The sequence below is a fragment of the Alphaproteobacteria bacterium PA2 genome, assembly GCA_002256425.1.
Classification (GTDB): domain Bacteria; phylum Pseudomonadota; class Alphaproteobacteria; order Caulobacterales; family Caulobacteraceae; genus Phenylobacterium.
In genome coordinates, this window is the sequence record NKIZ01000001.1 from 2,114,636 (window position 1) to 2,140,511 (window position 25,876).

Genomic DNA, 25,876 nt, shown 5'->3' on the forward strand with positions numbered 1-25,876 from the left:
GGCCCTACTCCGCCGCGATCTTGGCGGCGCCCGAAGCCTGGGCGGCGCACTCGGCCATCGTCACGCTGGCGCGGGCGACGGGGTTGGTCAGATGGAAGGCCTTGATCGGGCTTGCGAAGGGCTGGTCCGCGACCTCGCCTTTTGCGCCAATGGCGGTGAGGTCAGTGCTGGCGCCGCTGGGGGCATGATCGATGCGGCCCAGAACCGGATGGTCGGTGAACAGCCTGGCCCGCAATTGGGCAAGACTGTCGTAAGGCAGGGTTTGGCCAACACGCTCGGACAGGGCCCGCAGGATTGACCAGTCTTCCCGGGCTTCGCCCTTGGGGAAGACCGCCTTCTGACCCATCTGGACCCGGCCCTCGGTATTCACATAAAGGCCGTCCTTTTCGGTGTAGGCGGCGCCTGGCAGGATCACGTCGGCCTTGTGGGCGCCTGCGTCCCCATGGGTGCCCAGATAGACCGTAAATGCAGTGGACTTCGAGAGATCAACTTCGTCAGCGCCCAGCAGGAACAGCACGTCCAGGGCGCCCTTGGCGACCATTTCAGAAGCTGACTTTCCGCCCTCGCCCGGGACAAAGCCCAGATCCAGACCGCCGACCCGGGCGGCCGCAGAATGCAGGACGTTCCATGTCATGTTGTAGGTCTTCGCAACGCCTGCGGCGGCGGCTGCAACAGCAGAGCCGTCCGCCCTGGCCAGGGCTCCGGCGCCCAGGATGATGGCGGGCGACTTGGCCGCCTTCAGAGCCTTGACGAATTCGGACTTGGACTTGGTCAGCCCAGTCAGCGTAGCCGGACCAGCGCCGAGATACTCATAGCCATAGGTCAGGTCAGCCTGCTCGCCGATCACGCCGATGGTCAGGGCGCCGGCCAGCCAGCGCTTGCGCAGGCGGGCGTTGAGAACCGGGGCTTCCACCCGGGGATTGGTCCCGACCAGCAGGATGACGTCGGCGTCTTCAATGCCGGCGATCGTCGAATTGAACAGCCAGCTTTCCCGCGGACCATCTCCCAGGGCCATGCCGTCCTGACGGCAATCCAGACTGGTGACGCCCAGGGCCGAGAACAGGTCCTTGGTCGCCTTCATGGACTCGACGTCCTGAAGGTCGCCAGCGATGGTGCCGATCTTTTCAGGCTTGGCGGCCTTCAGCTTCTCTGCGACCAGTCCAAGGGCCTCAGCCCAGGTAGCTGCGCGCAGCTTGCCGGCTTCACGGATATAGGGGCGATCCAGACGCTGGCGGGACAGGCCGTCCACGGCATAGCGCGTCTTGTCGCTGATCCACTCCTCGTTGATCTCTTCGTTCAGTCGCGGCAGCACCCGCAGGACGGCGGCGCCACGACTGTCGACCCGAATGGCCGAGCCCAGGGCGTCCATGACGTCGACGCTCTCGGTCTTTTTCAGTTCCCAGGGCCGCGCATTGAAGGCGTAGGGCTTGGAGGTCAGGGCTCCGACCGGGCAGAGGTCGATCACATTGGCCGAAAGCTCGGAAGCTACCGCCTTGCCAAGATAGGTCGTGATTTCAACATCTTCGCCGCGGGAAATGAGACCGATGTCCGGCACGCCAGCCACTTCGGTGATGAAGCGGACGCAGCGGGTGCACTGAATGCAGCGGGTCATCACCGTCTTGATGAGCGGGCCCATGGCCTTTTCTTCGACGGCGCGCTTGTCGCCGCCATAGCGGCTGTCATCGCGGCCATAACCGACAGACTGGTCCTGCAGGTCGCACTCGCCGCCCTGGTCGCAGATCGGACAGTCCAGTGGGTGGTTCAGCAGCAGGAATTCCATCACCCCTTCCCTGGCCTTCTTGACCATGGGGGTGTTGGTGAAGATCTCATTGCCCTCGGCGGCCGGCAGGGCGCAGGAGGCCTGGGGCTTTGGCGGGCCGGGTTTCACCTCGACCAGACACATGCGGCAATTGCCGGCGATGGACAGGCGCTCATGATAGCAGAAGCGCGGAATCTCTTCCCCGGCCAGTTCCGCAACCTGCAGAACCGTCATGCCGGGTTCGAACTCGACCTCGACGCCGTTGACCTTGGCTATTGGCATCCGCCCTACTCCGCCGCACGCAGGGTCGCGCCCTGCACATGCGGTTTGCCCGCGCGATAATTGGTGATGCGTTCTTCAACTTCGTGACGGAAGTGACGGAACAGACCCTGGATTGGCCAGGCCGCGGCGTCGCCGAGACCGCAGATGGTGTGGCCTTCCACCTGGCTGGCGACGTCAAGGAGCATGTCGATCTCCTTCATCTCCGCCTCGCCGGTGGCCATGCGTTCCATGATCCGCCACATCCAGCCCGTGCCCTCGCGGCAGGGGGTGCACTGTCCACAGCTCTCATGCTTGTAGAAGTACGAGGCGCGGGCAATGGCCTTCACCAGGTCCGCATCCTTGTCCATGACGATCATGGTGGCGGTGCCAAGGCCCGACCTGCGGGACGCCAGGTCGTCGAAGTCCATCAGGGCTTCTTCGGCTTCCGCCGCCGGGATCATCCGCATGGAAATGCCGCCCGGAATGACCGCCTTCAGATTGCCCCAGCCGCCGCGCACACCACCGAAGTGATCCTCGATCAGCTTGCGCATGGGAATGGACATGGTCTCTTCCACCACGCAGGGCTTGTTCACATGCCCGGAGGCCGCCATCAGCTTGATGCCGGAATTCTTGGGTCGGCCAAAACCTGCAAACCAGCCTGCGCCACGACGCAGGATCGAACCGACAACCGCGATCGACTCAACATTATTGATGGTGGTCGGCGCGCCATAGATGCCGGCGCCGGCCGGAAATGGCGGCTTCAAACGGGGCTGGCCCTTCTTGCCTTCCAGGCTTTCCATGAGGGCCGTCTCGTCGCCGCAGATATAGGCGCCGCCCCCGTGGTGAACGAACAGGTCGAAGTCCCAGCCGTGGACATTGCCCTTGCCGATCAACTTGGCCGCATAGGCCTGCTTGATGGCGGCTTCCAGGCGTTCGCGCTCCTGCACGTACTCACCACGGACATAGATATAGGCCGTGTGGGCGCGGATGGCGTAGCTGGCGATCAGGCAGCCTTCGATCAACAGGTGCGGATCATTGCGGATGATCTCGCGGTCCTTGCAGGCGCCTGGCTCGGACTCATCGGCGTTGACCACCAGATAGTGCGGCCGCTCGCTCTCCTGCTTGGGCATGAAGGTCCACTTCAGACCGGTCGGAAAGCCGCCGCCGCCGCGACCGCGCAGGCCCGACTCCTTGATCTGCTCGCAGATCCATTCCGGGGTCTGCCCCAGGATTTCACGGGTCGCGTTCCAGCAACCGCGCACCTTGGCGCCCTCCAGGCCCCAGTCATGGAGACCGTAGAGGTTGGTGAAGATCCGGTCCTTGTCTTCCAGTATGCCGACCACGATCCCCTAGTCTCCCTGCTTCGCACGGCGCAGGCCGGCGATGAACCAGATATTGGCCGCAAACCCGACGATGACGGCAGCGCCGAACACCACCCAGTAGGCGCTTTGATTGAGGGTTGTTGCCGCGTAGGCCGCCCCTGCAGCAACGGCGGTCGCCAGGCCATCGATACCGACCATGGCCACCATCCGCCCCTTCGCACTCGAAAGATCGATCATGGCGCAGGCGCCTTGGGCTTGCGGGCCTTGGGTTCGGCGTTGGGCAGGGACTTGATCGGCTTGGCGCGGGATCCGTCATAGAGCGACGGATCGACCAGGACCAGCGGTCCGCCCTCGGGCGCCGAGCCCTGGCGCTTGATGTAGGAACCGGGCTTGGGCTTCTTGCCGGCTGCGAAGTCATCCAGGATGGCCTCGAAGCTCTCCGCCGTCAGGTCTTCGTAGTAATAGTCATTGATGGCGGCCATGGGGGCGTTGGAGCAGGCGCCCATGCACTCCACTTCCTGCCAGTAGAACTTGCCGTCGGCGCTGATGTGTTCTCGATTGCCGAACTTCTTCTGGCAGACCGAGAGCAGGTCCCCTGCCCCCCGAAGCTGGCAGGGGGTGGTGCCGCAGACCTGTACCAGGGCGTGAGTGCCAACCGGCTCCAGCATGAACATGGTGTAGAAGGTGGCGACCTCATAGACCCGGATGACCGGCATGCTCAGGGTCTCGGCGACCACGCGAAGCGCAGGCTCGGACACCCAGCCCTCCTGCTTCTGGACCAGCCACAACAGCGGAATGACCGCCGACTGCTGACGGCCAGCGGGATATTTCGCCATCCACACCTTGACCTCTTTGAGGGTCGCCGGGGTGAAGGCGAAGCTTGCGGGCTGATTTGCGGCTAGGCGACGAACGCTCAAGGGACGGGCCTCACTTCACAAAGTCGACGCGGACGATCTTCGCGTCCGAAACGGTGTAGATCGCGGCCACCTCGAAGGTGTCTCCGCCCGGCGCACGAAGCACGCGCTCATGGTCGATGACCCGGGCGCCGACCGCGACGCGGTTCAACAGATCCGCCTTGTTCTGCGGGAAGTCGGCGAACAGCTTGGCGTGGCGGGCCTTGATGGCCTCAATGCCCTGGGCGGTCACGGCGCCGTTGAAATCGGCCAGGACCGCATCGTCTGCATAGTACGAGCAGAAGGCTTCCAGATCCTGGCTGTTATAGGCGTCGAACTGACGGTCTACGACATCGAACGGCGTGATGCAGGCAGGCGCGCTCATCGGTCCACCTCACCGAACACGATATCCAGAGAGCCCAGAACCGCAGAGACATCGGCCAGCATATGGCCGCGGTTCATCCAGTCCATGGCCGACAGGTGGGCGAAGCCCGGCGCGCGGATCTTGCAGCGATAGGGCTTGTTGGTGCCATTGCTGACCAGATAGACGCCGAATTCGCCCTTGGGGGCCTCGACAGCGGCGTAGATCTCGCCTTCCGGGGTCCGGAAGCCTTCGGTGTAGAGCTTGAAGTGATGGATGAGGGCTTCCATGGAGCGCTTCATCTCACCGCGACGGGGCGGCGCGACCTTGTTGTCCGAGGTCATGACCGGTCCGGGCGTCTTCTTCAGACGATCCACGCACTGGATGATGATCTTGGCGCTCTCACGCATTTCCTGCATGCGGCAGAGATAGCGGTCATAGCAGTCGCCATTGAGTCCGATGGGAATGTCGAACTCGAGGTCGTTATAGCATTCATAGGGCTGGGACCGACGAAGATCCCACTCAATACCCGATCCCCGGACCATGACGCCGGAGAAGCCCCATGCCAGGGCCTGCTCCTTCGAGACCACGCCGATATCGACGTTCCGCTGTTTGAAGATGCGGTTGCCGGTGATCAGCTTGTCGATATCCGCCAGCGGGCGGGCGAAGGCCTTCGCCCAGGCGCCGATATCGTCGATCAGGGATTCCGTCAGGTCCTGGTGGACACCGCCCGGACGGAAATAGTTGGCGTGGAGACGCGCACCGCAGGCGCGCTCATAGAACACCATCAGCTTTTCGCGCTCTTCAAAGCCCCACAATGGCGGGGTCAGGGCGCCGACGTCCATGGCCTGGGTAGTCACGTTCAGCAGGTGGTTCAGAACCCGGCCGATCTCGCAATACATGACCCGGATCAGCTGGGCGCGGATCGGAACCTCAACTCCCAGCAGGCGCTCGATCGCCAGGCAGAAGGCATGCTCCTGGTTCATCGGCGCCACATAGTCGAGGCGGTCGAAATAGGCGATGTCCTGGAGGTAGGTCCGGTACTCCATCAGCTTTTCGGTGCCGCGATGCAGCAGGCCGATGTGCGGATCGACCCGCTCGACCACTTCACCGTCCAGCTCGAGCACCAGACGTAGAACGCCATGGGCCGCAGGGTGCTGGGGACCGAAATTGATGTTGAACTTGCGGACTGGTGTTTCCGGAACCGCCGGTGTCTGGGAGGCGTCGTCAGCCATTATTTCGCCTCCGCCTTGTCATCGCCGGGCAGGACGTAATCAGCGCCCTCCCACGGAGAGAGGAAGTCCCAGTTGCGGTATTCCACCGATTTCACCGGCTCATAGACAACGCGCTTGAGCTCGTCGTCATAGCGCAGCTCCACATAGCCGGACATGGGGAAGTCCTTGCGCAGGGGATGCCCGTGGAAACCGTAGTCAGTCAGGATCCGCCGCAGGTCGTCATGGCCGTCGAAGAAGACGCCATACATGTCGAAGGCTTCCCGCTCATACCAGTTGGCATTGGGATAGACGCCACTGACTGTGTCGACCGGGGTGTCTTCATCGGTCTGGACCTTGAGCCGCAGGCGAAGGTTCTTGGTCAGGGACAGCAGGTGATAGACCACGTCAAAGCGCAGGGCCCGATCGGGATAATCCACGGCGGTCAGGTCGATCAGTTGCTGGAAGCCGAACTTGTCCCGCAGAAGGGTCAGGGCCGACACGATCTTGTCAGCCGGACCGGTCAGGGTCAGGTCGCCAAATGCAAAGGTCGCGCCGGTGACGGCGCCCTTGCTGGCCTTGACGATCTTGTCGCCCAGGGTCAGCAGCTGGTCTTCGGTGGCGGGCCAGCTCATCGTTCGATGGTCCCCGTGCGGCGGATCTTCTTCTGCAGCTGCAGGACGCCATAGACCAGGGCCTCGGCGGTAGGCGGGCAACCTGGAACATAGATGTCCACCGGAACGATCCGGTCACAGCCGCGCACCACGGAATAGCTGAAATAGTAATAGCCGCCGCCATTGGCGCAGGAGCCCATGGAGATCACATAGCGGGGCTCGGGCATCTGGTCGTAGACCTTGCGCAGGGCCGGAGCCATCTTGTTGCACAGGGTGCCGGCGACAATCATCACGTCGGACTGGCGCGGGCTGGCGCGGGGGGCGAAGCCGTAGCGCTCCAGATCGTAGCGCGGCATGGAGGCATGCATCATTTCCACGGCGCAGCAGGCCAGACCAAAGGTCATCCACATGAGCGAGCCCGTGCGCGCCCAGGTGATCAGGTCGTCCGAAGCCGCCGTGATGAAACCCTTGTCCGCCAGGGTCTGGGAAATCCCGTCAAAGAAAGGGTCGTGGGCCTTGGGATCATATCCCTCAACCGTCGACCGGCCGGCGGAGCCGGCAGGAACGATTACTCCCATTCCAGGGCTCCCTTTTTCCATTCGTAGATGAAGCCGACCGTCAGCACGCCCAGGAAGGTCACCATGGACCAGAAGGCGAAGACCACCTGGTCATGCGGCAGGTGCATGAGGCTGACCGCCCAGGGGAAGAGGAAGGCCACTTCCAGGTCGAAGATGATGAAGAGGATCGACACCAGGTAGAACCGCACGTCGAACTTCATCCGCGCGTCATCGAAGGCATTGAAGCCGCACTCGTAGGACGACATCTTTTCCGGATCCGGCGCGCTGGGCGCGAACAGGGCCGAGGCGATGATGAACACCAGGGCGATCAACGTGGAGATCCCCAGGAAGATCACGATGGGCAGGTACTGCAGGAGAAAGGCGGTCATGGAATCCCCAAAGGAGTCGCGCGTTCTTCTAGACCAGCCTTTCGCCGGGTTCAAACACCGGTTTGCCCCTTTGGAAAATCGTTTGGCCCAGATTGTTTATGACGCCGAGTCTGTCGGGATTTCGACCCTTTGCTCACAGAAAAAGCGTCTGAAATCGCACAATTCAAACTCGACCGTTGACACGATTCCGGTCGGGACCTATCAGACGCCCCTCGCGTCGTCGCGAGCATCTATGCGGATGTAGCTCAGTTGGTTAGAGCGCCGGCCTGTCACGCCGGAGGTCGCGGGTTCAAGTCCCGTCATTCGCGCCACTTCTTCCAGACATTCAAATGCGTCTATGGCCCAGCCGGGGCTGAGCCCCCGTGTTCAGAGGGCGGTGGCGCGATCCGGGAACTTGGGTGTGCATGAGCGGTAGAATTCCGCCAGGATCTTCATGTCGGCCTCGTAGTCGCCACTGGCCATGAGCGCCGGGCCCAGGCCGACGACCTTGCGCTTGTAGTCCATCATGCCGCAGACCATGGGCACGCCTGCGCCCAGAGCAATATGATAGAAGCCGGTCTTCCATTGCCGGGCCTTGCCCCGCGTACCTTCCGGCGCAATGGTCAGCATGAATTCATCGCGCCTGGCGAATTCAGCGATCATGGCGTCGACCACATTGTGCGAAGCTGACCGGTCCACTGGAACCCCGCCCAGGTCGCGCATGGCCTTTGCCAGTGGCCATCGGAACAGCGAATCCTTGCCCATGAAGCTGAGATCGAGGTTGAGGCCGTCTGTCGCCCCCATGAAATAGACGAAGTCCCAGTTGCTGGTGTGCGGGGCGGCTATGACCACAAACTTCCGCGGCATGGGCGCAGAGCCTTCCACGGTCCAGCCCTGGCGCTTGAACCAGGCGACAAGGGTCCAGCGTATGACCCGGGCCAGCCAACCCATCTTGCGTTGCGTCTTGAAGCTCGGGTCAGGGCTCGGCATCTGGCGTTCAGTCTCGCATTTGTTCTGGACAAACAGACAGGCGACCATGCCTGACAGGTCAAGTGTTTTCCCTTTGGGGCAAGGGCAAACCCTCCCCTGTTCTACGTCCATCCGGATCGGACGGATGCACGGGCAAACGGTCGCCTAGGCCGGAATTCGCACCATCAGCTGCTCATAGCCCTTCACGAAGCTTGATCGGACCCGCACGGGCTCATCGAGGACCTCGATCTTCGGGAACCGCTTCAGCACCTCTTCCCAGACCGTGCGCAGCTGCATTTCTGCCAGACGGTTGCCGACGCAGCGGTGGATGCCGAAACCGAAGCTCAGGTGCTGGCGGGGCCGTTCCCGGTCGATGATGAACCTGTTGGGTTCCGGAATGGCGCGTTCGTCCCGGTTGCCCGAGACATACCACATGACGACCTTGTCGCCCTTCTTGATGGTCTTGCCGCCCAGTTCCACGTCCCGCAGGGCCGTCCGCCGCATGTGGGCCAGAGGGGTCTGCCACCGGATGATTTCCGGCACCAGTGAGGTGACCAGATCATGGTTGGCCATGAGCTTGTCGTACTGGTCGGGGTTCTGGCTAAGGGCCAGCAGTCCGCCGGTGAGCGAATTGCGGGTGGTGTCATTACCGCCGACGATCAGCAGGATCACGTTTCCCAGATACTCGTCAGGGGTCATGTTCCGGGTGGCCTCGCTGTGGGCCATCATGGAAATCAGGTCCCCGGTCTGTGGCAGGTTCACCCGCTCGTTCCAGAGCCGGGTGAAATAGGCCAGACATTCCATGAGTTCAGCCTGCCGCTCCTCCTCGGTCTCCACCAGACCGCCTTTGTAAGGAATGGTGGTGGCGACATCCGACCACCGGGTCAGCTTGCGACGCTCCTCAAAGGGGAAGTCGAACAGGGTCGCCAGCATCTGGGTGGTCAGTTCGATGGACACCCGCTCGACCCAGTTGAAGGGCTCGCCAATGGGCAGGTTGTCCAGGATCTGGCAGACCCGCTCACGGATGATCGGCTCCATGTTATGCAGGTTCGTCGGCGAAACGATTGGGCTGACCGCCTTCCGCTGCTCATCGTGCCGCGGAGGGTCCATGGCGATGAAGCTGGGGCGGCGCAGGTCGGGCCGGGCGTCGCGGATGGTGATCCCGCCCAGGGCGGCGTCAGATGAGAAGGCGCCGTGGTTTGTATCCACCGCCATGATGTCCTCATAGCGGGTCACCGACCAGTAAGGACCAAACTCGCTGTCCCGGCACCAGTGGACCGGGTCTTCGGCGCGAAGGCGTTCGAAATAGGCCCAGAAGCCGTTGTTGAGGAAGAGCTCGGGATCGCCCGGATTGATGTCTTCCAGGGGCATGGAATAGGCCCGTGCGCGGGCTTCGTCCTCAAGCTTCATTGCGCCGTCGGCCATGTCCTGTCTCCCTCTGCGGACCGTCCTGCACGGCGGTCTTTGCAGCATGAAAGATCAAATCACCGATTTGGGCAATCACCTGGCTCCCTGTGCCATCGCAATCTGCTCTGCGAGGTCCTTCGGCAGGGTCAACCCGGACACGGCGACATCCTCGGCGAGGTGGGCCATTCGCGTGGCGCCGACCACGGCGCAGCTGATCTCGGCGTGACCCAGGACCCAGGCCAGGGCCGCCTGCGCGCCACTCAGTTCCGGCTGGTCATTGAGAAACCGGAAGCGCAGGCCGTCCGCGACTTCTTTGCGGTGGTTCTTGAGGGCCCGGGCCGCATACCAGAGGTCACGAAGGCCCCTGATCTTCAGCACCTGCAGGCCCGTATGCCCCATGGCCAGGGGCATGCCCGCCAGAACCCCCTTCCCGGCTGCCTGTGCTGCGGCGGCCAGGGCTTTGCGCTCCGGTCTCAGGACATTGAAATCCATCATGACAAGGTCAAACTCCGGCGCCGCGATGACGGCGGCCAGGACCTCGGGATCAAAGCTGTTGGCGCCAAGGGCCCGAACCAGCCCCCGTCGCTTGAACCCTGCCAGACCGTCCATAAACTCCGGCGTCAGTTCCTGCGCTGCCGGTCCATGCAACTGGAGTATGGGAAGGCGTTCAAGCCCTAGCGTTTTCAGGCTGCGCAGGATGTCCTGCTCGATGGTGGGCAAGGACATGTCGCGACGCACCCTGCCCCCCTCGAACCGCGTGCCGGCCTTGGTGGCGATGATAAGATCAGAAGTGTCCCTGCCCCTCAGCGCCCGTCCGAGACGGGGCTCGGCGTTTCCGCCTGAATAGGCGGGGCTGGTGTCGAAGACCGTGACGCCCTGGTCCAGGGCGAAATGCACCAGGGCTATGGCCTCCCGCTCCGGGAAGGCGCCCTGACCCCACCAGCTGGCGCAGCCAAAGCCGATCTCGGAAACCCTGAGCCCCGTGGCCCCGAGGGATCGATAGTGCATGTACCGGCCCTGATTGATGGTGGGCGGCGAGGGGCTCGAACCCCCGACCCCCTGGGTGTAAACCAGGTGCTCTGACCAACTGAGCTAGCCGCCCGCCCGGGGGCCTTAACACCCCTCGGCCGAACCGCAAAGGGGGAGGCCCGGGTCTTAGTTCAGGGCCTTCTTCAGGCCCTCGCCCATCTTGAAGCGCGCAGACCGGGATGCCGGGCGTTTGACGGTCTCACCGGTGCGGGGATTGCGAGCTGTGCCTGCCGGCCGACTGACGGGTATGAAACTGCCAAAGCCGACCAGTCTGACTTCATCGCCGTTTCGGAGGGACTCCGTGACGCTATCGAGGACAACGTCCAGGGCCAGTTTGGCCTGAGCCTTGTTCAGCTCCGCCCTTTCGGCAATGACGGCAATCAGTTCGGCCTTTGTCATGTTCGCGCCTCCCAGCCCGATGAATTCCGCCGACCCGGGACCTCCCACCTGGTCCAGGTCCGGCAGAAACCATTTATGACCCAGCGGAAGCCAGCGTCAAACAAAGGCGGCGCGGGAATGAACCCGCGCCGCGAATTTAGGCGTTATTCCCTCAATGGGTGATGACGGAGTCGTCCGTGGCCTCATCGGGGGCGACAGGCAATGCCCCCGCCGCCGGTTCAGTCCATTCGATCGGCGTCAGGGGCCGGATCAGGGTCAGGGCCAGGACCTCATCCACAGTCGAGACCGGAATGATCTCTAGGGCCGATTTCACGTTGTCCGGGATGTCGGCGAGATCCTTGGCGTTCTCCTTGGGGATCAGCACGGTCTTGACCCCCGACCGCAGGGCGGCCAGCAGCTTTTCCTTGAGACCGCCAATGGGCAGGACCCGTCCCCGCAGGGTGACCTCGCCGGTCATGGCGATGTCCTTGCGGATGGGAATGCCGGTCAGGACCGAGACAATCGCCGTGGCCATGGCCACACCGGCCGAGGGACCATCCTTGGGAGTCGCCCCCTCCGGAACGTGGATGTGGACATCGGTCCTGTCGAACAGGGGCGGTTCAATGCCGAAGTGGGTCGCCCGGCTGCGGACATAGGAATTTGCCGCCGAAATCGACTCCTTCATCACATCCTTGAGGTTGCCGGTTACGGTCATGCGACCCTTGCCCGGCATCTTCACCGCCTCAATGGTCAGGATATCGCCACCGAAGTCCGTATAGGCCAGGCCGGTGATGATCCCGATCTGATCCTCGGCGTCGGTCTCGCCATAGCTGTACTTCTTGACCCCGGCGTATTTCTCCAGGCGTTCCGCGTCGACCGTGATGGATTTGGTCTTCTCACGACCCAGGTCACGAACCGCTTTCCGCGCCAGATTGCCCAGGGCCCGTTCCAGCGACCGCACGCCAGCTTCCCGGGTGTAGTAGCGGATGAGATCGCGGATTGTGTCGTCCGGAACGCTGAATTCCGCAGCCGTCAGGCCATGGTCCTTGGTCAGGCGCGGCAGGACGTGACGCTTGGCGATCTCGACCTTTTCGTCTTCGGTATAGCCAGGGATCCGGATGATCTCCATGCGATCCAGCAGGGGCTGGGGCATGTTGAGACTGTTGGCCGTGGTCACGAACATGACCGGCGACAGGTCATAGTCCACTTCCAGATAGTGGTCGGCGAAGGTCGAGTTCTGCGCCGGGTCCAGCACTTCCAGCAGGGCCGACGACGGATCCCCCCGCCAGTCCGAGCCCATCTTGTCGATCTCGTCGAGCAGGAAGAAGGCGTTGGTCGACTTGGCCTTCTTCATCGACTGGATGATCTTGCCAGGCATGGAGCCGATATAGGTCCGCCGGTGGCCGCGGATTTCGGCTTCGTCGCGGACGCCACCCAGGGAGACGCGCACGAACTCACGGCCGGTCGCCTCGGCAATGGACTTGCCAAGTGAGGTCTTGCCCACGCCGGGAGGTCCGACCAGGCAGAGGATGGGCCCCTTGAGTGCGCCGGTGCGGGCCTGGACAGCCAGGTACTCCAGGATCCGCTCCTTGACCTTTTCCAGACCGTAGTGGTCGTTCTCGAGCACGGCCTCGGCCTTGTCGAGATTGATCGGCTTGGTCTTGGCCTTGCCCCACGGAATGGACAGCAGCCAGTCCAGATAATTGCGGACCACGGTGGATTCCGCCGACATGGGGCTCATGTTCCGCAGCTTCTTCAGCTCGGCTTCGGCCTTGGTGCGGGCTTCCTTGGAGAGCTTGGTCTTCTTGATGCGGGCTTCCAGCTCGACCAGTTCATCGCGATGGTCGTCCTGCTCGCCAAGTTCCCGCTGAATGGCCTTCATCTGCTCATTCAGATAGTACTCGCGCTGGGTCTTCTCCATCTGGCGCTTCACGCGATTACGGATCTTCTTTTCCGTCTGCATGACGCTGATCTCGCCCTCCATGAGGGCGTAGACCTTCTCCAGGCGCTTCACGACATTGAACAGCTCCAGGAGGTTCTGCTTGTCGGAAATCTTGACGCTGAGGTGGGACGCGACACGGTCGGCAAGCTCGCCCGGCGCCTCGACCTGGGGCATGGCCGCCAGGGCCTCAGGCGGCACCTTCTTGTTGAACTTCACATAGGCTTCGAACTGCTCGATCACCGCCCGCGACAGGGCTTCAGCCTCGGTTGATGCGGCGCCATCCTCGGTGATGTAAGTGATTTCGGCCTCATAGAAGGCCGGTTCATCGGTCAGGCGGACAATGGCCGCCCGGGCCTTGCCCTCGACCAGCACCTTTACCGTGCCGTCGGGAAGCTTCAGCAGTTGCAGGACGCTGGCGACGACGCCGACGTCATAGATTGCGGACGGCTCGGGATCGTCGTCGTCCTTGTTCTTCTGGGTGGCAAGCAGGATCTGCTTGTCGGGGGTCTTCATCGCCTCTTCGAGGGCGCGGACGGTCTTCTCACGGCCCACAAAGAGCGGCACCGGCTGGTGCGGGAACACCACAATGTCCCGCAGGAGAAGCACTGGCAGGGTCTGGTTCTCGGTCATGTTACATCAACTCCTCGCCGGCTCCCTTGAACAAGCAGAACGCGGCTCGATTTCGTGTCCCGGTCGGAATGCCGGGGTTGGCCTGCCGGACGCCGCACAAGGTCGGCGCGTCAGGGTTCTTATGTGGCCGCTTTGAGCGCGCATTCAAGCTGAACGCCCGAACCATGAACAACAAAACGCCCCGCAGGGGGTCTGCGGGGCGTTCAATTGGCTCAAATAGCCCGATGTCAGGCGGCGCCGCCCTTGTCGCGGCGTTCTGCATAGATGATCAGCGGCTGGGCGCGGCCATCCACCACTTCCGCATTGACGACCACTTCCTCGACGCCGTCGTAGGTGGGCAGTTCGTACATGGTGTCGAGCAGTATGGCTTCGAGGATGGACCTCAGGCCCCGGGCGCCGGTCTTCCGGGCAATGGCCTTGCGGGCGACCGAATTGAGCGCGTCCTCGGTGAAGGTCAGGCCGACATTCTCCATGTCGAACAGACGCTGGTACTGCTTCACGAAGGCGTTCTTGGGCTCGGTGAGGATCTTCACCAGGGCCTTTTCGTCCAGATCGTCCAGGGTCGCGATGACCGGCAGGCGGCCAACGAATTCCGGGATCAAGCCGAAGCGCAGCAGGTCATCGGGTTCAACCTGACGGAAGACTTCACCTGTGCGACGCTCATCCGGATCCGAAACCTTGGCGCCGAAACCGATGGAGGTCCCCTGCCCTCGGGCCGAGATGATCTTTTCGAGGCCGGCGAAGGCGCCGCCGCAGATGAACAGGATATTGGTGGTGTCCACCTGCAGGAACTCCTGCTGGGGATGCTTGCGGCCGCCCTGGGGCGGAACCGAGGCCACTGTACCTTCCATGATCTTCAGGAGGGCTTGCTGGACGCCTTCACCCGAAACGTCGCGGGTAATGGAGGGATTGTCCGACTTGCGGCTGATCTTGTCGACTTCGTCGATATAGACAATTCCGCGCTGGGCCCGCTCGACATTGTAATCGGCGGCCTGGAGCAGCTTCAGAATGATGTTTTCGACGTCTTCACCCACATAACCGGCTTCGGTCAGGGTCGTCGCGTCGGCGACGGTGAAGGGAACGTCGATGATTCGCGCCAGGGTCTGGGCCAGCAGGGTCTTGCCCGTACCGGTGGGACCGATGAGCAGGATGTTGGCCTTGCCCAGTTCGACGTCATTGTTCTTGGATGCGTGGTTCAGGCGCTTGTAGTGGTTGTGCACCGCCACCGAGAGGACCTTCTTGGCATGGTCCTGGCCGATGACATAGTCATCGAGCACTTCCCGGATCTCCTTCGGCGTGGGCACTCCGTCCTTTGATTTCACGAAGGAAATCTTGTGCTCTTCCCGGATGATATCCATGCACAGCTCAACGCATTCATCGCAGATGAACACGGTCGGGCCCGCAATCAGCTTGCGGACCTCGTGCTGGCTCTTGCCGCAGAAAGAGCAGTACAGCGTGCTCTTGGAATCTCCGCTTGCGGCCTTGGTCATGCTCTTTCTCACTCTCTTGACGCGCCAGCCCGAGGGGGAAGTCGCGTCAGCCTGGCGCGGCGATCAACGACGCCAACGCCTCACACTACGCCCAAGCTAGTTGTATAATCCTTGACAATCTCTGATCCTGACGCGGATCACAAGCCTTGCTGCAGGATCAAGGGCCGAACAGTCGGCCCTGCGGTGGCCGCGCAACACGAATCCCTAGATGGGTGCGGACTGTCCGATCGGCAAGGCTGGACGCGAAGACGGGTACAAGGACGAAAATGGCCAGGAAACTTCTGGGCGGCGGCGCGCCCCTGAGACTGTCGGTGGACGAGCAGCTCGAGGATATCGGGATCGTCGCCTATGACTTTGACGGCACAATCACCTGCCGCGACAGTTTCATGGCCTTCCTGAAATGGCGGGTGTCCTTCATGCGCTTCGCCAAGGGCATGGTCAGGCTGATCCCTGCCGCCTTCCTTTATCTGTTTCATCACGACCGCGGCCGGCTGAAGGCTGCGACGGTCAAGGAATTCCTTGCGGGTATGACCAAAGAGGCCCTGGAGGCCGAAGCCCTGTCCTTCTGCGAAAGCCAGGCGACCGTTCTCATGCGTCCCGACGCCATCCGCAGCTGGCGCTACTGGCAGCAGAGGCAGGCCCGCCTGGTCATCGTGACGGCCTCTCCCGACATCATTATCGCTCCCTTCGCCAGGGGCCTGGCCGCCGACACCCTGATCGCTACCGAACTTGCAGTGGACGAAAACGGGCGGATTACAGGCGCTTTCGCCACCCCTAACTGCCGTAGCCATGAAAAGGTAAGGCGCCTGCGGGCCCTGTTCGGTGAGGAAATTCGTCTGGCCGCCGCCTATGGCGATACCAGCGGCGATACGGAAATGCTCAAGCTGGCCGAGCACGCCGGCTATCGGGAATTCCGGGAAAGGCCCTGACCATGGCTGGCTACAGGTTCAGGGTCGCCAAACTGATCCGGGACAACCTGCCCGCCATGATGCGCGACATGGGCCTGAGGGTATTTGAGCGCCGGCTCGAAGACCGTGACTATGATCTTGCCCTTCGCGCCAAGCTTCTGGAAGAAGCCTCCGAGGCCCATGCTGCCGGGACCCGCAATGAGATTGCCGGTGAACTGGCGGACCTGCAGGAGGTGATCCTCGCCCTTGCAGCCTTCCATGGCCTGACGCCGGAAGAGGTTGAGGCCATTCGACTGGAGAAACGCCGGGAGCGGGGCGGTTTTGACGATCGGGTCTTCAATGCAGCCGTTGAGGCCGATCACGGCCTGCCCGCCGCGGACTATTATCTGGCGCGGCCCGATCAGTATCCGCAGGAACCATGAAACACGCTGGTCCCGCCGCTCTGGAACATCTGGCGGGCCTTCTCGCCGAACTCCGGAAACTTGAAGCCCTGAACGAAAAAAAGCCCGGAATCTTCTACCGAAAATCCCGGGCCTTCCTGCATTTTCATGAAGACCCAACGGGCCTGTTCGCAGATGTCCGCGATAAGGCCGGGATCGACTTCGACCGCTTCGACGTCAGCAACCCAACCAATTGGCCGGTCCTTGTCGCCGAAGTAGTACGGCGCCTCTAGAGCGCGTTCCCTTTAGACGGAATCGTCTAAAGGGTAGAACTGCGCTTTAATCTAAAGGCTTAGAGCACGCTTGTCGCGATAACCGGTTCCCACTTATCGCGGCGTGCTCTAGTCGTCGCCGCGGTTTTCCTGGACGAGATCGATCAGGCCCCAGGCCTTGGCCTCTTCCGGGGTCATGAAGGTGTCGCGGTCCAGCTTGTCCTCGACCTCTTCATAGGTCCGGCCGGTGTGCTTGGCGTAGATTTCGTTCAGGCGGCGCTTGGTCTTGATGATGTCCTCGGCATGGCGCTCGATGTCCGAAGCCTTGCCGGAATAGCCGCCGGAGGGCTGGTGGACCATGATCCGGGCGTTGGGCAGGCTGATCCGCTGTCCGGGCGCGCCGGCCATCAGCAGGAACGAGCCCATGGAAGCCGCCATGCCCATGCAGAGGGTCACGATCGGGCACTTCACGTATTGCATGGTGTCATAGATCGCCAGACCAGAGGTCACCACGCCGCCCGGCGAGTTGATGTACATCTGGATCTCCTTCTTGGGGTTCTCGGCCTCAAGATAGAGCAGCTGGGCGCAGACCAGGGCGGCCATGCCGTCCTCGACCGGTCCGCTCACGAAAATCACCCGCTCCTTGAGCAGGCGGGAAAAGATATCAAACGCCCGCTCGCCACGGCTGGTCTGCTCGACCACCATGGGAACGAGGTTGAGGGCGGTCGTCGCCGGATCACGCATGGGAAGATGGCCCTTCATCAAGTGGAGGCGACTCTGTTCACAGAACCGCGTTGTCTGCCGATATCGCGTGTCGGCAGGCCGGTTGCAAGGTGAGGGAAAGGTCTAAAGAAAATCCCTCACCATTGCTGATGAGGGATTTTGCAGAAATCAGCCTGTCTGGCGGCGATCAGAGATCGTAGCCGGCCGGCATGTCGTCTTCCTTGAGGAGCTCGTCCTTGGAGACTTTTTCGTCCTTCACCTTGGCCTGACCGAGAATCAGGTCGACGACCTTGTCCTCGAAGATCGGGGCGCGCAGCTGGGCCTGGGCGTTGGGGTTCTGGCGGAGGAAGTCGAAGATCTGCTGGGCCTGCTGGCCATACTTCATGGCTTCCTGGCGCATGGCCTCGCCCAGTTCCTGATCGGTGACCTGGACGTTGTTGGTCCGGCCGATTTCGGCCAGGACCAGACCCAGACGCACCCGGCGCTCCGCGATCTTGCGGTATTCGGTCTGCAGCTGATCGTCGGTCTTGTCAGCATCTTCCGGAGGCAGGCCGCCCTGCTCCTTGTCCTGCTGGACCTGGGCCCAGATCTGGCTGAACTCGGCTTCAACCATGCGCGGCGGCAGATCGAAGGCGTGCTTTTCGTCCAGGGCGTCCAGAAGGGCGCGCTTCAGCTTGAACCGCGAGGCGCCTGCATACTGGCTTTCCAGGTTGGTCTTCAGCAGCTCGGACAGCTTTTCGAGGTTTTCGATACCCAGGCGCTCGGCCAGAGCGTCGTCGGCCTTGGCAGCAACAGGCGCCTTGACCTCCTTGACGGTCACTTCGAACTCGGCGTCCTTGCCGGCCAGATTTGCGGCCTGGTACTCGGCCGGGAAGGTCACCTTGACCACGACGCTGTCGCCGGGCTTGGCGCCGACCAGCTGCTCTTCAAAGCCCGGAATGAACTGGCCCGAGCCCAGGGTCAGGCTGGCGTCTTCTGCAGCGCCGCCGTCAAAGGCCACGCCGTCCACCTTGCCCAGGAAATCGATGACCAGCTGGTCGCCGTCCTTGGCCTTCAGGGACTTGCCCGTGCGCGGCTCATAGGTGCGGTTCGACTTGGCCAGCTCGTCCAGGGCTTCCTTCACCTCGGCGGCAGTGGGCTCATAAACGGGCTTCTTGAGGGAGATCTTGGTCAGATCCGTCAGGGCGAATTCAGGCATGATTTCCAGGGAAATCTCGTAGGACAGGTCGGCCTTGCCATCGACAACGGCCTGGATGTCGCCTTCCGGCTTCAGATCGGGCTCGCTGGCCGGACGCAGGTTGTTGTCCTCGATCACCTTCTGGGTGGTCTCATTGATGGTCTTCTCGACCACTTCGCTCATCAGCGACTTGCCGAACATCTTGCGGACGTGAGCCGGCGGAACCTTGCCAGGACGGAAGCCCTTGATGTTCAGGGTCGGGGCGATTTCCGCCACCCGGGCTTCATAAAGAGCGGCCAGATCGGCCGCCGGAACGGTCACTCCGTAAACGCGGCTCAGGCCTTCGCCAGACTTCTCAACGATCTGCATCGACATTCTTATTTCCTCGGGTCCAGCTCGACGTCGCGCCGCCAGGCCCGCCTTGGGCGTGAAAATGTAATCGCCGCCAAGGCTGGCGGCGAGCGGGCGACCTTATGTCATGCGACCTGCATTGGGCCAAGTCCAAAGCGACATGACGGGCTCAAGCCCGCCAATTCTCGCAAATCAGTGTTGGCGCTGGCGCCCTTTCCCCGTATGCACCAGCCCAAGTGCGGGCGTGGCGGAACTGGTAGACGCACTGGATTTAGGTTCCAGCGCCGCAAGGCGTGGAGGTTCGAGTCCTCTCGCCCGCACCACCGCGCGCCTCGTGCGCCCGGTCATCCCCTCGCCAGGGCCGGCGCATACTCGAAAATCAGGGGAACAAGGGACAGGACCAGCAAGGCGGCCATGCTTATGTTGAAAAGTCGCATGCGTTCCGGGCGGTCGAGAAAGCCCCTCAGGCCGACGCCAAACCCCGCCCAGGCTGCGATACATGGCGCGTTGACCACCACGAAGATCAGACTGACCAGAACCACATTCAGTCCGTAGCTGTTTTGGGGCGCATAGGTCGTCACGGCGGTGACGCCCATGATCCAGGCCTTCGGATTGATCCACTGAAAGCCTGCGGCCTGCAGGAAAGTCATGGGCGAGCCTGTTGTTCCCACCTCACCCAGGCCGCTTGCATGGGCGATCTTCCAGGCCAGCCAGAGCATGTAGATGGCGCCGCCGAACGCCAGGACAGGATGCAGGATCGGGAACCGTACGAAGACCTGACCCAGTCCCAGACCGACGGCCAGCACCATGAAGCCAAAGCCCAGGGACACGCCAAGCATGTGCGGGAGGGTCGGTCTGAAGCCGAAATTGGCCCCCGACGCCATCAGCATGGTGTTGTTGGGACCGGGCGTGATCGATGAAACGAAACAGAACGCCACCAGGGCGCTCAGCAATTGCGGAGACATGCAAAGACTTTCGAGGACTTGAGCGCCCCTCAAGAACGGGGGCCGCCCCCTTGCCTCGCGGAGGGGGACGCGATGGCTTGAATTCCGCCTAGCGCCTGGAGCGCGCGCGTACCTTGGACTGGGCGACGGCCCGGGCGGCCACGGCGGCCGAAGCAAGAAGGGACAGGACAGCGCCGACGAGCAGGGTCATTGGGGAGATCTCCATGCAGGACACAAACGCTAACACGACCTTTTCGCCAAGGCCAAGCCTCATCTACCTAGCAGCATAGAGCTTACGAAGAATTGATGGCGCCAAACCGGGCAGATCTTCCGCGGTCAACCCCGGACCAAAGGCCTCGCCGGCCTCTGCATGGATCCAGACTGCGGCGCATGCAGCCTCGAAACTGTCCATGCCCTGGGCAATCAGGCCGGCGATGAATCCGGCCAGCACATCACCCGAACCGGCTGTCGCCAGCCAGGGGGAGCCATTGGTGCTGACCGCAGCCCGTCCGTCGGGGTGAGCGATCACGGTGTCAAAGCCCTTGAGCAGGACCACGGCGTCCGCCCGGGCGGACGCCCGACGCGCTGCGGTGATACGCTCGGGAGACGCCGCCAGCAGGCCCGGGAAAAGTCGCTCGAACTCCCCCGGGTGCGGGGTCAGGACATCATCCACGTCCAGGGCCGAAAAGAGCTCTTCCGGATCATCCCGGAACACGCTGATGGCGTCGGCGTCGATCACAAGGGCGGCGCCTGTACGGGCAAGGGCCAGGGTATTCAGCAGGGTCGATTCAGACACACCGGCCGCCGGTCCGATCACGACGGCGTCCACATTTGCGCAGATCTGCTCGAGGTCAGTTTCGGTTTCAAAGGGCCGCAGCATGACCGCTTCCAGATGCGCAGCGTTGATCGAGAGGGATTCCGGCGGAGACGCCATGGTCACCACCCCTGCCCCGATCCTCAGTCCGGCCCGAGATGCCAGCCTGGCGGCGCCGGTATTCCAGGGCTCGCCGCTGACGACCACCATCCGGCCGCGCTCGTGCTTGTGGGAGCCAGCCCCGGGCCATGGGAAATCCGCCAGCCAGAGGTCCGGGCCATTTTCCACAAGGGCGCTTGTTGAAGGCGGGATGCCGATATCGGCCACAACCAGTTCACCGCAGCGCGCCATGCCAGGCGTCAGGACGTGGGCGATCTTTCTGGCGTGGAAGGTGATGGTGAGGTCGGCCCAGAAAGCGGCATCGCCCAGAGGCTTGCCGGTATCACCGAACACACCGCTGGGGGTGTCAATGGCCACGACAGGACTGGTGCGCGCCTCTGATGCCCGGGCCATGCGCGCCGCAACGCCCTCAAGGGGTCGGCCGAGCCCTGCGCCGAACAGGGCGTCGACGGTCAACTCCGGGACATGATCTGTCTGGCCGAGCGCATGAACAGGGCCCTTCCAGAGGGATGCGGCATGGATCGCGGCATCCGTAGAAGGTGAGCTCAAGGCTTCTACCCAGACTGGCCAGCCACGGTCGCCAAGGATACGGGCGACCACATAGCCATCGCCGCCATTGTTCCCCGGACCGCAGAGAACGGCCGTCGGCCGTGCCCTGAACCGCTCGCAGATTTCATCCGCCACAGCGAGTCCGGCCCGGGCCATCAGCCCGTCAATGGACTGTCCCGCAGAAACGGCCGCGGCGTCTGCGGCGGCCATTTCGGCGACGGTCAGTATGGGCGCGCCCGTCACGGAAGCGCTCAGAGCACGCCGGTCGAGGCTTCAGGGCCTCGGGCAACCAGGGTCACTGCCGCGCCATCGGTTTCAAGGGTGGAGATGGAAGCGTGATCCGGCCGGAACACCAGAACCCTGGGGTCGTCCTCCAGCACGGACATGACGGCGTTGATGGCGACATAGTGACTGAAGACTGCCGTTCCGCCGCGGGCCGCCAGGGATCCTGCAACAGTCCGGCGCCAGGCCTCATAATCGAGATCGCCTTTGACGTCCTTCCACTGCCCCTGAAACACCTCACGGAGCCAGGCCGGGCGATCTTCGGCTGACAGCCCTTTCGGGGTTGGAATTTCCCCTACCGACACATCAATCTCCACTTCGACGCCAAGGGCGTCTGCGGTCGGCTGGGCCGTTTCCCGGCAGCGCCGCAGCGGCGAACTCACCACCTTTGTCGGCCGTTGGTCTGCGGGCAGTCCGAGAAGATAGTCCCGGGCAGATTCCGCCTGCGCCTGGCCAGCGGCGTCCAGGCCCGGATCATCATCGGCCTCGCCCCAGGTGGCGGAAGGCTTGCCGTGGCGGATCAGGAATAGTCGGGACATGGATTTCTGGCTCAATCTGGAATGAAAAGGTTCTTGCCGGTCTCATCGGAAAACGCGACCCGCCCGGTTCGTCCGACTCCCTCGACGGACTCCAGCGAGGCCAGAACCGACGGATCCTTCGGGGTCTGGGCCACAAATCGACGATTTTCGGAATCGCGTCCGATGACAATGCCCAGCATGTATCCTTCCCGGCCATGGACGACCGTATACGTCTCAATTCTGGCAGCTCCAGATGGCTTTTCGATGACAGTCGGATGCTCAAGGCTGTTGATCTGGGCCTGGAGTGAGGCGGACGCGTCCGGGCTTATGGAATTCCGGGGCTTCGTCGTTCCGTAAACTCCGGTCGACTGCTTGGTGAGGTACCATCCATTGGCGGTAACCAGACCAAACTCGCCCGGCCGCGCCCGCAACCTCTGCATCATTACGACGACGCTGTGCATGGCGTAGTTGTTTCCCGGCCCCCCGGCGTAGGGCAAACCGCCGGTGACGGTCAGACCACGGGGATCATCCAGCGCCAGACCCAGTTCCCGGGCCCCGATCTGAACGGCGGACGGGAAGCAGGAATAGAGGTCGAAGTGCGAGACCTGATCGAGGGTGATCCCGGCCATGTCCAGGGCCGCCTTGCCCGTCAGACGCATGGCGGGGCTGGAATGATAGTTCTGGCGATCCAGGGGGAACCAAAGGTCGTGTGCGTCTGCACAGCCATGCAGGAAGACCATCCGGTCTTCTGCGACACCCAGGGCGCGCGCCTTCTCCAGACTGGTGATGATGACGCCGGCGGACTGGTCCACCTCCATGATGGCGTTCAGGTATTTGGGATAGGGAAAGCCGACCATACGGTTACGGTCGGTGACGGTGACCAGTTCCTCTGGCGTCCTTTCAACCGGAAACCAGGCTTCCGGGTTCGCCGCCGCAACCTTTGTGAACGGCGCGAACAGCCTGCCAAGATGGGCCTGATGGTCGGCGATTGACCGACCGGCCTGCGCCCTGAGCGCATTCTCGAACATGGGATAGGTGTTGATGGGCCGCCCCATGCCGTGACGGGCCTCGTAGGCGCTGACCCCGGGACGCGGATCGCCGATCCGCATGGGTGGAGGAAGATCCTCGGCGTCATCCCAGTCTTCAAAGCCCAGCCCTCTGGTCAGCCGCTTGACTCCGGCGCCCAGGAATTCGGCCCCGACGACCATGACGAAATCATTCTCACCCCGGGCGATCCGATCGCAGACAAGGTTGATGGCGTGCTGCGGGCTGTTTCCGCCCATCTCGGCATAGACCGACCAGCGAGGGTCAGCCCCCAGCCTTCTGGCCAGGGTCGCCGGGGGATTGGTGGAATGCGGAATGACCCTGGGATCGCCCTCGGCGTCTACCGCAAACCCCATGACAGCCAGGCCGTCGAGACCAGCCAGGACGCCGTCGGCGAGGCCGGCGTCGCGAACGGCCCGATCCGCTGCAATCTTCAGCAGAGCGGTCGGGGACGGCGATTGCCCTGCTTCGCCCCGATAGGTGAATTGGCCTGCGCCAATGAGTACCGGCGTTCTGTCTGCCACGACTTTCATTCCCCTCAACCGCTTGCCAGCCGATCCTAAGGGCAGAAAAGCGCCGAACAAGGCGAATTGGACTATGATCAATTCTTGTGCGCGACCTGCTCACATTCTAGACAATGCCCCGCTCCGGGTAGTTTCAACCCGGAACAGGTCGGGGGCCCTCTTGTCCCCATCCCGCGCGCCGTGCACCTAGCGCCTCGCAGCGGGCGGACATCGCCCTTTGCTCCAGACGTGAGTTCATGAAGAAGATCGAAGCCATCATAAAGCCCTTCAAACTCGATGAGGTGAAGGAAGCGCTCCAGGAACTCGGCGTTCAGGGCATGACCGTGATCGAGGCCAAGGGCTATGGCCGTCAGAAGGGCCATACCGAGCTCTACCGCGGGGCTGAATATGTGATCGACTTCCTGCCCAAGATTAAGATTGAAGTGGTGGTCGCCGACGATCAGCTCCAGCCGGCTCTGGACGCCATAGTCACGGCCGCACGGACCGGTCGGATCGGCGACGGCAAGATATTTGTTTCGGAAATCCTCGACGTGCTGCGGATCCGCACCGGCGAGACAGGCGCAACAGCGGTCTAGGCCGCCAGCAAGCAGACTATTGAGAAGGGGATAGAACCATGGCCACGGCCAAAGACATTCTGAACGAGATCAAGGAAAAGGACGTCAAGTACGTCGACGTCCGTTTCACCGACATTCGCGGCAAGATGCAGCATGTGACCTTCGACATCGACCTGGTGGACGAAGAGTTCCTCAATGACGGCACCATGTTCGACGGGTCGTCCATCGCCGGCTGGAAGGCCATCAATGAGAGCGACATGAAGCTGCGTCCGGATCTGGACACCGCCATCATCGACCCCTTCTACCAGCAGACCACCCTGTGCCTGTTCTGCGACGTGGTGAACCCCGACACGGGCACCCCCTACAACCGCGACCCGCGCTCCATCGCCAAGTCGGCCCTGAACTTCGTGAAGTCCTCGGGCATTGGCGACACCGTGTTCTTCGGCCCTGAAGCCGAGTTCTTCATCTTCGACGACGTGAAGTGGTCAACGGCCCCGCACAATACCGGCTATTCCTATGACGCCAGCGAACTGCCGGTGAACACCAACAAGGAATATCCTGAAGGCAATATGGGACACCGTCCGGGTCCCAAGGGCGGCTATTTCCCGGTGAACCCGGTGGACAGCGGCCAGGACCTGCGCGGCGAAATGCTCGCCGTCATGGGCGAACTGGGCATGAAGCCTGAAAAGCACCACCACGAAGTGGCGCCGGCCCAACACGAACTGGGCCTGAAGTTCGACACCATGATCATCATGGCCGACCGTCTGCAGCTCTATAAGTACGTCATCCACAATGTGGCGGCGGCCTATGGCAAGACTGCGACCTTCATGGCCAAGCCGATGTTCGCTGACAACGGCTCGGGCATGCACGTGCACCAGTCCATCTGGGGCGACGGCAAGCCGCTGTTCGCCGGCGACAAGTATGCCGGTCTGTCACAGATGTGCCTCTGGTACATCGGCGGCATCATCAAGCACGCCAAGGCGATCAACGCCTTCTCGAACTCGACGACCAACAGCTACAAGCGCCTGGTGCCCGGCTATGAAGCCCCGGTGAAGCTGGCCTATTCGGCCCGCAACCGTTCGGCCTCGATCCGGATCCCGCACACGGACAGCCCGAAGGGCAAGCGTCTGGAAGCCCGCTTCCCCGACCCGATGGGCAACCCCTATCTGACCTTCACCGCCCTGCTGATGGCCGGCCTCGACGGCATCATCAACCAGATCGATCCGGGCGGCCCGCAGGACAAGAACCTCTATGACCTGCCGCCCCGCGAGCAGAAGAAGGTTCCGGAAGTCTGCGGCTCCCTCAAGGAAGCCCTGGACAGCCTCGATAAGGACCGCGCCTTCCTGAAGGCTGGCGGCGTCATGGACGACGACTTCATCGACTCCTACATCGAACTGAAGATGGAAGAAGTCATGCGTCTGGCCCTGCACCCGCACCCGGTCGAATTCGACATGTACTACAAGTGCTGATCTGATCCTCACCGATCAGAACGGAAGGGCCGCAGCCAAGGCTGCGGCCCTTTTTC

General features: G+C 62.6%; 27 protein-coding genes and 3 tRNA genes. 7 read left to right on the forward strand and 23 right to left on the reverse strand.

Translation table 11 applies throughout. The features are described 5' to 3' along the window. Nucleotides 1-4: 4 nt before the first annotated feature. The 9 genes from CFE28_10175 to CFE28_10215 are packed head-to-tail and all read right to left on the reverse strand — an operon-like array spanning nucleotide 5 to nucleotide 7,367. The gene (locus CFE28_10175) at nucleotides 5-2,041 is read right to left on the reverse strand and encodes an NADH-quinone oxidoreductase subunit G (GenBank protein ID OYU70321.1); all 2,037 of its coding nucleotides are present in this window, start codon (nucleotides 2,039-2,041) and stop codon (nucleotides 5-7) included. A gap of 5 nt (nucleotides 2,042-2,046) precedes the next feature. Further along, nucleotides 2,047-3,363 carry an NADH-quinone oxidoreductase subunit F gene (locus tag CFE28_10180; GenBank protein ID OYU70322.1) on the reverse strand — a complete coding sequence of 439 codons (1,317 nt, stop codon included), beginning with the start codon at nucleotides 3,361-3,363 and terminating at the stop codon, nucleotides 2,047-2,049. Between the two features lie 6 nt (nucleotides 3,364-3,369). Continuing rightward, nucleotides 3,370-3,549 (reverse strand): hypothetical protein, encoded by a 180-nt coding sequence (locus CFE28_10185; protein ID OYU70323.1) that lies wholly within the window; start codon nucleotides 3,547-3,549, stop codon nucleotides 3,370-3,372. 26 nt (nucleotides 3,550-3,575) lie between these two features. Further along, nucleotides 3,576-4,259, reverse strand: coding sequence for an NADH-quinone oxidoreductase subunit E (locus CFE28_10190; GenBank protein OYU70324.1), 684 nt, complete (start codon nucleotides 4,257-4,259; stop codon nucleotides 3,576-3,578). A gap of 10 nt (nucleotides 4,260-4,269) precedes the next feature. After that, complete coding sequence (locus CFE28_10195) at nucleotides 4,270-4,620, reverse strand: NTF2 enzyme family protein (GenBank protein OYU70325.1); 351 nt, start codon at nucleotides 4,618-4,620, stop codon at nucleotides 4,270-4,272. Beyond that, nucleotides 4,617-5,831: an NADH-quinone oxidoreductase subunit D gene (locus tag CFE28_10200; protein OYU70326.1), complete on the reverse strand. Its 1,215-nt coding sequence runs from the start codon at nucleotides 5,829-5,831 to the stop codon at nucleotides 4,617-4,619. Before CFE28_10200 ends, CFE28_10195 begins: the two co-directional genes overlap by 4 nt. Next, nucleotides 5,831-6,442 (reverse strand): NADH-quinone oxidoreductase subunit C, encoded by a 612-nt coding sequence (locus CFE28_10205; GenBank protein ID OYU70327.1) that lies wholly within the window; start codon nucleotides 6,440-6,442, stop codon nucleotides 5,831-5,833. The genes CFE28_10200 and CFE28_10205 overlap by 1 nt, the downstream gene beginning before the upstream one ends. Then, on the reverse strand, nucleotides 6,439-7,020 hold the full coding sequence (locus CFE28_10210) for an NADH-quinone oxidoreductase subunit B (GenBank protein ID OYU70328.1): 582 nt from the start codon (nucleotides 7,018-7,020) through the stop codon (nucleotides 6,439-6,441). Before CFE28_10210 ends, CFE28_10205 begins: the two co-directional genes overlap by 4 nt. After that, nucleotides 6,990-7,367, reverse strand: a complete 378-nt coding sequence (locus CFE28_10215; GenBank protein OYU70329.1) for an NADH-quinone oxidoreductase subunit A — start codon at nucleotides 7,365-7,367, stop codon at nucleotides 6,990-6,992. Before CFE28_10215 ends, CFE28_10210 begins: the two co-directional genes overlap by 31 nt. 234 nt (nucleotides 7,368-7,601) lie before the next feature. On the opposite strand from CFE28_10215, the gene CFE28_10220 reads away from it, so the two are divergent. Further along, a tRNA-Asp gene (locus CFE28_10220) sits at nucleotides 7,602-7,678 on the forward strand. A gap of 55 nt (nucleotides 7,679-7,733) precedes the next feature. On the opposite strand, the gene CFE28_10225 is transcribed toward CFE28_10220, so the two are convergent. The 8 genes from CFE28_10225 to CFE28_10260 all read right to left on the reverse strand — a co-directional run bounded on the left by CFE28_10225 (nucleotide 7,734) and on the right by CFE28_10260 (nucleotide 15,191). Then, nucleotides 7,734-8,297, reverse strand: a complete 564-nt coding sequence (locus CFE28_10225; GenBank protein ID OYU71664.1) for an acyltransferase — start codon at nucleotides 8,295-8,297, stop codon at nucleotides 7,734-7,736. A gap of 183 nt (nucleotides 8,298-8,480) precedes the next feature. Further along, nucleotides 8,481-9,740, reverse strand: a complete 1,260-nt coding sequence (locus CFE28_10230; GenBank protein OYU70330.1) for a cytochrome P450 — start codon at nucleotides 9,738-9,740, stop codon at nucleotides 8,481-8,483. 75 nt (nucleotides 9,741-9,815) lie between these two features. Next, nucleotides 9,816-10,730, reverse strand: coding sequence for a hypothetical protein (locus tag CFE28_10235; protein OYU70331.1), 915 nt, complete (start codon nucleotides 10,728-10,730; stop codon nucleotides 9,816-9,818). A 17-nt stretch (nucleotides 10,731-10,747) separates the two neighbouring features. Beyond that, nucleotides 10,748-10,824: transfer RNA gene (locus CFE28_10240), tRNA-Val, on the reverse strand. Between the two features lie 53 nt (nucleotides 10,825-10,877). Beyond that, the gene (locus tag CFE28_10245) at nucleotides 10,878-11,150 is read right to left on the reverse strand and encodes a DNA-binding protein (GenBank protein ID OYU70332.1); all 273 of its coding nucleotides are present in this window, start codon (nucleotides 11,148-11,150) and stop codon (nucleotides 10,878-10,880) included. 151 nt (nucleotides 11,151-11,301) lie between these two features. After that, entirely contained in the window at nucleotides 11,302-13,701 is a 2,400-nt protein-coding gene (locus tag CFE28_10250; protein ID OYU70333.1) for an endopeptidase La, read from the reverse strand. A 1-nt stretch (nucleotide 13,702) separates the two neighbouring features. Continuing rightward, nucleotides 13,703-13,963 carry a hypothetical protein gene (locus CFE28_10255; GenBank protein OYU70334.1) on the reverse strand — a complete coding sequence of 87 codons (261 nt, stop codon included), beginning with the start codon at nucleotides 13,961-13,963 and terminating at the stop codon, nucleotides 13,703-13,705. Next, a complete protein-coding gene (locus tag CFE28_10260) occupies nucleotides 13,929-15,191 on the reverse strand; it encodes an ATP-dependent protease ATP-binding subunit ClpX (GenBank protein ID OYU70335.1) in 1,263 nt (420 codons plus the stop codon). Before CFE28_10260 ends, CFE28_10255 begins: the two co-directional genes overlap by 35 nt. Nucleotides 15,192-15,457: 266 nt before the next feature. Here CFE28_10260 and CFE28_10265 point away from each other — a divergent pair, with 266 nt between their 5' ends. Genes CFE28_10265 through CFE28_10275 form a run of 3 tightly spaced genes read left to right on the forward strand, consistent with a single transcriptional unit; the run spans nucleotide 15,458 to nucleotide 16,772 of the window. Then, the gene (locus CFE28_10265; GenBank protein ID OYU70336.1) at nucleotides 15,458-16,120 is read left to right on the forward strand and encodes a hypothetical protein; all 663 of its coding nucleotides are present in this window, start codon (nucleotides 15,458-15,460) and stop codon (nucleotides 16,118-16,120) included. Between the two features lie 2 nt (nucleotides 16,121-16,122). Then, nucleotides 16,123-16,521 carry a phosphoribosyl-ATP pyrophosphohydrolase gene (locus CFE28_10270; protein OYU70337.1) on the forward strand — a complete coding sequence of 133 codons (399 nt, stop codon included), beginning with the start codon at nucleotides 16,123-16,125 and terminating at the stop codon, nucleotides 16,519-16,521. Further along, nucleotides 16,518-16,772 carry a hypothetical protein gene (locus CFE28_10275; protein OYU70338.1) on the forward strand — a complete coding sequence of 85 codons (255 nt, stop codon included), beginning with the start codon at nucleotides 16,518-16,520 and terminating at the stop codon, nucleotides 16,770-16,772. The genes CFE28_10270 and CFE28_10275 overlap by 4 nt, the downstream gene beginning before the upstream one ends. 108 nt (nucleotides 16,773-16,880) lie before the next feature. On the opposite strand, the gene clpP is transcribed toward CFE28_10275, so the two are convergent. Both clpP and CFE28_10285 read right to left on the reverse strand, forming a co-directional pair. After that, the gene (gene clpP, locus CFE28_10280) at nucleotides 16,881-17,495 is read right to left on the reverse strand and encodes an ATP-dependent Clp protease proteolytic subunit (GenBank protein ID OYU70339.1); all 615 of its coding nucleotides are present in this window, start codon (nucleotides 17,493-17,495) and stop codon (nucleotides 16,881-16,883) included. A 166-nt stretch (nucleotides 17,496-17,661) separates the two neighbouring features. Then, on the reverse strand, nucleotides 17,662-19,026 hold the full coding sequence (locus tag CFE28_10285; GenBank protein OYU70340.1) for a trigger factor: 1,365 nt from the start codon (nucleotides 19,024-19,026) through the stop codon (nucleotides 17,662-17,664). A gap of 214 nt (nucleotides 19,027-19,240) precedes the next feature. Here CFE28_10285 and CFE28_10290 point away from each other — a divergent pair. Continuing rightward, nucleotides 19,241-19,325 (forward strand) — tRNA-Leu (locus CFE28_10290). A gap of 21 nt (nucleotides 19,326-19,346) precedes the next feature. Here CFE28_10290 and CFE28_10295 read toward each other — a convergent pair. The 4 genes from CFE28_10295 to CFE28_10310 form a co-directional block, all read right to left on the reverse strand. Beyond that, nucleotides 19,347-19,967, reverse strand: a complete 621-nt coding sequence (locus CFE28_10295) for a lysine transporter LysE (GenBank protein ID OYU70341.1) — start codon at nucleotides 19,965-19,967, stop codon at nucleotides 19,347-19,349. Between the two features lie 253 nt (nucleotides 19,968-20,220). Next, entirely contained in the window at nucleotides 20,221-21,639 is a 1,419-nt protein-coding gene (locus tag CFE28_10300; GenBank protein OYU71665.1) for a bifunctional ADP-dependent NAD(P)H-hydrate dehydratase/NAD(P)H-hydrate epimerase, read from the reverse strand. A 41-nt stretch (nucleotides 21,640-21,680) separates the two neighbouring features. Beyond that, nucleotides 21,681-22,250, reverse strand: coding sequence for a phosphoglycerate kinase (locus tag CFE28_10305; GenBank protein OYU70342.1), 570 nt, complete (start codon nucleotides 22,248-22,250; stop codon nucleotides 21,681-21,683). Between the two features lie 11 nt (nucleotides 22,251-22,261). Further along, a complete protein-coding gene (locus CFE28_10310; protein OYU70343.1) occupies nucleotides 22,262-23,806 on the reverse strand; it encodes an acetyl-CoA acetyltransferase in 1,545 nt (514 codons plus the stop codon). 227 nt (nucleotides 23,807-24,033) lie between these two features. Between CFE28_10310 and CFE28_10315 the strand changes: the two genes are divergently transcribed. Both CFE28_10315 and glnA read left to right on the forward strand, forming a co-directional pair. Next, entirely contained in the window at nucleotides 24,034-24,372 is a 339-nt protein-coding gene (locus CFE28_10315; protein ID OYU70344.1) for a transcriptional regulator, read from the forward strand. Between the two features lie 38 nt (nucleotides 24,373-24,410). Further along, the gene (glnA, locus tag CFE28_10320; GenBank protein OYU70345.1) at nucleotides 24,411-25,820 is read left to right on the forward strand and encodes a type I glutamate--ammonia ligase; all 1,410 of its coding nucleotides are present in this window, start codon (nucleotides 24,411-24,413) and stop codon (nucleotides 25,818-25,820) included. The last annotated feature ends 56 nt before the right edge of the window (nucleotides 25,821-25,876 follow it).

Excerpts from the sequence above, each read along its gene's own strand:
- CFE28_10175 (OYU70321.1), bottom strand. The coding sequence starts at position 2,041 with ATGCCAATAGCCAAGGTCAACGGCGTCGAGGTCGAGTTCGAACCCGGC.
- CFE28_10185 (OYU70323.1), bottom strand. The coding sequence starts at position 3,549 with ATGGTGGCCATGGTCGGTATCGATGGCCTGGCGACCGCCGTTGCTGCA.
- CFE28_10195 (OYU70325.1), bottom strand. The coding sequence starts at position 4,620 with ATGAGCGCGCCTGCCTGCATCACGCCGTTCGATGTCGTAGACCGTCAG.
- CFE28_10200 (OYU70326.1), bottom strand. The coding sequence starts at position 5,831 with ATGGCTGACGACGCCTCCCAGACACCGGCGGTTCCGGAAACACCAGTC.
- CFE28_10205 (OYU70327.1), bottom strand. The coding sequence starts at position 6,442 with ATGAGCTGGCCCGCCACCGAAGACCAGCTGCTGACCCTGGGCGACAAG.
- CFE28_10210 (OYU70328.1), bottom strand. The coding sequence starts at position 7,020 with ATGGAAAAAGGGAGCCCTGGAATGGGAGTAATCGTTCCTGCCGGCTCC.
- CFE28_10215 (OYU70329.1), bottom strand. The coding sequence starts at position 7,367 with ATGACCGCCTTTCTCCTGCAGTACCTGCCCATCGTGATCTTCCTGGGG.
- CFE28_10225 (OYU71664.1), bottom strand. The coding sequence starts at position 8,297 with ATGGGTTGGCTGGCCCGGGTCATACGCTGGACCCTTGTCGCCTGGTTC.
- CFE28_10230 (OYU70330.1), bottom strand. The coding sequence starts at position 9,740 with ATGGCCGACGGCGCAATGAAGCTTGAGGACGAAGCCCGCGCACGGGCC.
- CFE28_10235 (OYU70331.1), bottom strand. The coding sequence starts at position 10,730 with ATGCACTATCGATCCCTCGGGGCCACGGGGCTCAGGGTTTCCGAGATC.
- CFE28_10245 (OYU70332.1), bottom strand. The coding sequence starts at position 11,150 with ATGACAAAGGCCGAACTGATTGCCGTCATTGCCGAAAGGGCGGAGCTG.
- CFE28_10250 (OYU70333.1), bottom strand. The coding sequence starts at position 13,701 with ATGACCGAGAACCAGACCCTGCCAGTGCTTCTCCTGCGGGACATTGTG.
- CFE28_10255 (OYU70334.1), bottom strand. The coding sequence starts at position 13,963 with ATGCAGAACGCCGCGACAAGGGCGGCGCCGCCTGACATCGGGCTATTT.
- CFE28_10260 (OYU70335.1), bottom strand. The coding sequence starts at position 15,191 with ATGACCAAGGCCGCAAGCGGAGATTCCAAGAGCACGCTGTACTGCTCT.
- CFE28_10265 (OYU70336.1), top strand. The coding sequence starts at position 15,458 with ATGGCCAGGAAACTTCTGGGCGGCGGCGCGCCCCTGAGACTGTCGGTG.
- CFE28_10270 (OYU70337.1), top strand. The coding sequence starts at position 16,123 with ATGGCTGGCTACAGGTTCAGGGTCGCCAAACTGATCCGGGACAACCTG.
- CFE28_10275 (OYU70338.1), top strand. The coding sequence starts at position 16,518 with ATGAAACACGCTGGTCCCGCCGCTCTGGAACATCTGGCGGGCCTTCTC.
- clpP (OYU70339.1), bottom strand. The coding sequence starts at position 17,495 with ATGCGTGATCCGGCGACGACCGCCCTCAACCTCGTTCCCATGGTGGTC.
- CFE28_10285 (OYU70340.1), bottom strand. The coding sequence starts at position 19,026 with ATGTCGATGCAGATCGTTGAGAAGTCTGGCGAAGGCCTGAGCCGCGTT.
- CFE28_10295 (OYU70341.1), bottom strand. The coding sequence starts at position 19,967 with ATGTCTCCGCAATTGCTGAGCGCCCTGGTGGCGTTCTGTTTCGTTTCA.
- CFE28_10300 (OYU71665.1), bottom strand. The coding sequence starts at position 21,639 with ATGGCCGCCGCAGACGCCGCGGCCGTTTCTGCGGGACAGTCCATTGAC.
- CFE28_10305 (OYU70342.1), bottom strand. The coding sequence starts at position 22,250 with ATGTCCCGACTATTCCTGATCCGCCACGGCAAGCCTTCCGCCACCTGG.
- CFE28_10310 (OYU70343.1), bottom strand. The coding sequence starts at position 23,806 with ATGAAAGTCGTGGCAGACAGAACGCCGGTACTCATTGGCGCAGGCCAA.
- CFE28_10315 (OYU70344.1), top strand. The coding sequence starts at position 24,034 with ATGAAGAAGATCGAAGCCATCATAAAGCCCTTCAAACTCGATGAGGTG.
- glnA (OYU70345.1), top strand. The coding sequence starts at position 24,411 with ATGGCCACGGCCAAAGACATTCTGAACGAGATCAAGGAAAAGGACGTC.